The sequence below is a fragment of the Streptomyces sp. NPDC055078 genome (assembly GCF_053607985.1).
The window spans coordinates 1-4,205 of the sequence record NZ_JBSGUP010000695.1 but is presented as its reverse complement, the minus strand read 5'-3'; the positions used below and the strand labels follow the sequence as shown (position 1 = coordinate 4,205).

4 protein-coding genes are annotated in these 4,205 nt (G+C 70.1%); all 4 read right to left on the bottom strand.

From position 1 onward, the window contains the following. Positions 1–86 precede the first annotated feature (86 nt). From ACWF94_RS34975 to ACWF94_RS34960, 4 genes are read right to left on the bottom strand one after another with little or no spacing between them, the layout of a single operon-like run. The gene (locus tag ACWF94_RS34975; RefSeq protein ID WP_453498062.1) at positions 87–1,358 is read right to left on the bottom strand and encodes an aminotransferase class I/II-fold pyridoxal phosphate-dependent enzyme; all 1,272 of its coding nucleotides are present in this window, start codon (positions 1,356–1,358) and stop codon (positions 87–89) included. Beyond that, positions 1,355–2,197: an amino acid ABC transporter ATP-binding protein gene (locus ACWF94_RS34970; RefSeq protein ID WP_453498065.1), complete on the bottom strand. Its 843-nt coding sequence runs from the start codon at positions 2,195–2,197 to the stop codon at positions 1,355–1,357. Before ACWF94_RS34970 ends, ACWF94_RS34975 begins: the two co-directional genes overlap by 4 nt. A 5-nt stretch (positions 2,198–2,202) precedes the next feature. Further along, a complete protein-coding gene (locus ACWF94_RS34965; protein WP_453498059.1) occupies positions 2,203–3,180 on the bottom strand; it encodes an amino acid ABC transporter permease in 978 nt (325 codons plus the stop codon). 3 nt (positions 3,181–3,183) lie between these two features. After that, a complete protein-coding gene (locus ACWF94_RS34960; RefSeq protein ID WP_453498056.1) occupies positions 3,184–4,113 on the bottom strand; it encodes a transporter substrate-binding domain-containing protein in 930 nt (309 codons plus the stop codon). Positions 4,114–4,205: the final 92 nt, after the last annotated feature.

Below are 4,205 nucleotides of genomic sequence, written 5' to 3'. Positions count from 1 at the left end.
ACGCCACCGAGAGCACGCTGCAATCACACGAACAGGCATTCTTCCAGCAGCTCGTGACGCCAGGTCATCGCCCCACAAGAAGTGGATCAGAACCGCACGAGCACCCCGTGGGAGGCCAGATACTCCACCGCGCGCGCCTCACTGCGTACCGGAATCCAGGCACAGAACCCGTCCGATCCGGTGACCTCCACTCCGCGCGCCCGCAGCAGCCCGGTCAGGGCCGACAGCCGCTCGGCGTAGACGTCCCGGGCGCGGGCGATGCCGTCGCTCGTCCGGTCGTCCGCCAGCAACCAGGCCAGGGCGCTCTGGAGAATGCGGGAGGTCCACTGCCTGGTCAGCCGGATCTGGGCGTGGATCAGGCTCATCCGCGCGGCGGGCGCTCCGACGACCGCCAGCCGCAGATCGGGGCCGTAGGACTTCTCGTAGGACTTGATGTGGATGGTCTGCTCCGGCAGATGCCGGCCGACGCTGTACAGCTCCTTCGATGACAGCGAGTTGAGATCGTCGTACTCGACCACCACCGTCGATGGCAGCCGCCCGACCAGCGCGGCGATCCGCCGGGCCCGCCGCTCCACGGTGGCGGAGCCGGTCGGGATCTGCGCGCGCGGCTGGAAGAACACCGCGACTGGGCGGGTCTTGAGCGCCTCCGCGAGACGCGCCGTCGAGGGACCGTCGTCAAGGTAGGGCACCTCGACGACGGTCAGCCCCAGATCGTTCATCAGATGCAGTAGCTGCGGCTGGCTCGGGCTCTCCACCACGACGCGGTCGCCCGGGACCGACAGCGACTGGAGTACGGTCCACACCGCGTCGGACGCGCCGTTGGCCACCGCGTACGCCTCCGCCCGGTACGGCCAGCCAGGCTCGACCACGGCACGCAGCGCGGGCAGGATCGGCGAGTCGTAGTACTCGTCCAGGCCGGGCAGATCCGCCGCGCTCGCCAGAGCGGGCGCCAGCACCGGGAGCAGCCCGAGGTCCGGATAGAGCAGCCGCAGATCGGAGCGGGCCGGGACGATCGACGCCGGTTCGATCCGGGTGACCAGACCTACGGGGCCGGTCACCCGGGTGCCGGACTTGCCGGTCCCCACGATCAGCCCGCGCTTCTTCAGCAGCGCCCACGCCGACGAGACCGTGGCGGGGCTGACCCGCAGCACCTCGGCGAGTGCGCGCACCTGGGGGAGCCGGTCGCCCGGCATCAGCTCGCCGGAGCGGATCAGCTCCGCGACATGGGAGGCGATGCCCCGGGCGGAGGGGTCGTGGATGCCGGTGGTCAGCCGGGCCGGGCCGGGCGGCTTCCCGCGTCCCCGCGCGCCGCCGGCGCCCCCACGATCGGGGGTGCCCTCCGAGGTGTGCGCGCTCACCGGTCGTCCGCGCTCTCGGCCGCGCCCCGCAACCCGTACAGCGTGTTCTCCAGGAACGCCTGGGTCACCGGGCTGCGCGGCGCGTCGAGCACCTGACCGGCGGGGCCGTCCTCCACGACCAGCCCATCCGCGATGACGACGACCCGGGAGGCGGCGGCCCGCGCGAAGCCGATCTCGTGGGTGACCACGATCATGGTCGACCCGCTGTCGGCGAGCCGCTTCATCACCGAGGTCACCTCGCCGACATTCGCCGGGTCCAGGGCGGACGTCGGCTCGTCGAAGAGAAGCAGCTCGGGTTCCATCGCCAGGGCCCGTGCGATGGAGACCCGCTGCTGCTGGCCGCCCGACAACTGCTTCGGATACGACGCCGCCCGCTCTTCGAGTCCGACCGTCGCGAGCAGCCGCAGGGCCAGCGCCCGCGCTTCCTCCCGGTCCAGGCCCCGCACCCGGACCGGGCCCTCGGCGACATTGCGCAGCACGGTCCAGTGCGGGAAGAGGTTGAAGTTCTGGAACACCATGCCAGTACGGCTGCGCTGGCGGGCGATCTCGGTCTCGGTGAGCATGCGCGGCCCGCGCCTGCCCCGGGTGAAGCCGACCAGTTCGCCGCCGAGCGAGATCGAGCCGCCGTCGGGCCGCTCCAGATGGTTGACGCACCGGAGCATGGTGGACTTGCCGGACCCCGAGGCGCCGAGTACGGCGACGGTCTCACCGCGGACCACATCGAGGCTGATGCCGCGCAGCACCTCGGTGGCACCGTAGCGCTTGCGCAGATCGCGGATCGACAGCAGGGGCTCCGGCGCTCGCAGGGGCTCTGATACGTGCAAAGGCTGCTGAGGCAGATCGGTCACTTGGGGTTCGCCTCCGTTCGGCCCGGGCCGCGCGAGCGCAGTCGCGAGACCCGCTGGGCGATCCAGGTCCCGGCGTTCGACGGCGCTGCGCGGGTGGCGCCCTTCGCGTAGTACGCCTCGATGAAGTACTGGAAGAAGTTCAGCACCGTGGTCAGCACCAGGTACCAGATACAGGCGACGATCAGCAGCGGGATCGTCTGGAACGTGTCGCTGAAGATCTCCTGCGCGGAGAACAGCAGCTCGGCGCCGCCGATCACGCTGACCAGGGAGGTCGCCTTGGTCATCCCGATGATCTGGCTGAACGTCGGCGGCACGATGAACCGCATCGCCTGCGGCAGCCTGATCTTGAGGAAGATCGTCATCGGCTTCATACCGACCGAGCGCGCCGCGTCCGTCTGGCCCTCGTCGACGGCGAGCAGCCCCGCGCGGTAGATCTCGGCCTGGTACGCCGCCTCGTGCAGCCCGAGTCCGACGACGGCCGCGAAGAAGGGCGTGATCACCGCGTTGGCGTCCGCTTCCCAGAAGACGGGCCCGAACGGGATCCCGATGCCGATCTTCGGCATCAGCAGCGCGATATTGAACCAGAAGATGAGCTGGACGAGCTGGGGCGTGCCCCGGAAGACCCAGATATAGCCGGCCGCGAACGCCCGCAGCACCGGGTTGGCCGTGATCCGGAAGGCGGCGAGCACCCCGCCGAAGACAATGCCGATGGCCATCGCCAGCACCGTCAGATAGCAGGTCACGAGCAGGCCGTGCAGAATCCGGGTGTCGAGGAGATGGCGGGCGACGACATCCCACTCGAAGTTCGGATTGCGCACCATCATGGTGCCCAGCTGGGCGAGCAGGACCCCGGCCAGCAGCGCGGTGACCCAGGTCCAGGGCTGGGGCGCCCGGCGGGCGTCCGCGATATCGGCCGCGGGAGCCGGTTCGCGCTGCTCGGTGGTGGGCGCGGTGTCCGCGCCTGCGGTCCGCACGGGTCAGCTCCCGCGCTTCGCGAGGTTGACACCCGGGGCGTCGATGAGCTGCTCGGTCAGCCCGTGCTTCTTCATGATCCGGCCGTACTCGCCGTTGTCGAACAGCTTCTGGAAGGCGGCCAGGATCGTGGGCGTCAGCGGCGACTTCACCGGGAGGATCATCCCCTGGAAGAGATTGTCGAAGCCGTTCGCGGACTCCTTCCCGGCCAGTTCGAGCGCACCGTCCGAGGTGGATGCGTAGAACGACAGGGGAGCGCCGGAGGCGAAGAACGCGTCCGCCCGCTTCGACTTGACCGCGAGGACGCCGTCGGGCACCGACTTCAGGGCGACGATGTTCACCGCGGGCTTCCCGGCGCTCTCGCACTTCCCGGACTGTTCGGTGAGGACGGCGTACGCCGAACCTATTCCGGCCGGGCCGAGCGCCGCGACGGAACGGCCGCACATCTCGCCCAGGGTGTTGATCTTCTTGGGGTTGCCCTTGGGGACGAGGAAGGGGACGATCTCGCGGACCACGTCCACGAGTTCGACATTGGTGGCCTTGCCGGTGTCGCCGTAGGGGTTGAACCCGGCGTCGTACCGCCCCGACGCCACCGCGGCGAAGGCGCCCGCGAGATCGTTCACGGGTACGTATTCGAGCTTGACGCCCAGGACCTCGCCGAGCGCGCCGGTCAGCTCGGCCGCCGCACCCGTGTAGTTCGCGCCGTTCTTCTTCCACCAGGGCGGGTTGACCCCCGGCATCACGACCACGAGCTTCTTCGAGTCCTTGATCTTCTCCGGCAGCGCGTCGTGCAGGGCCTGGTCGACGGCCGCCGCCTTCCGGGGTGCGCGGTCGCCCGCGTCCGCCCCGGACTCGTTCGTACAGGCGGTGAGGCCCGCGGCAACGGTCAGGCTCAGAACGGCCGCGGTGATGATTCTCCGGCGTGGTGTGCGCATGGTCGTCAACCTCTTCTGCTTCTGTTCGGCTGATCCGCCGCGTCGGCGGTACGGGCCACGGGGCCCGGGGTGTCGGCGGTACGGGGGAGGGG

What these genes read in the sequence shown, in the direction of transcription:
- ACWF94_RS34960 (WP_453498056.1), bottom strand. Translation starts at nt 4,113, where the DNA reads ATGCGCACACCACGCCGGAGAATCATCACCGCGGCCGTTCTGAGCCTG.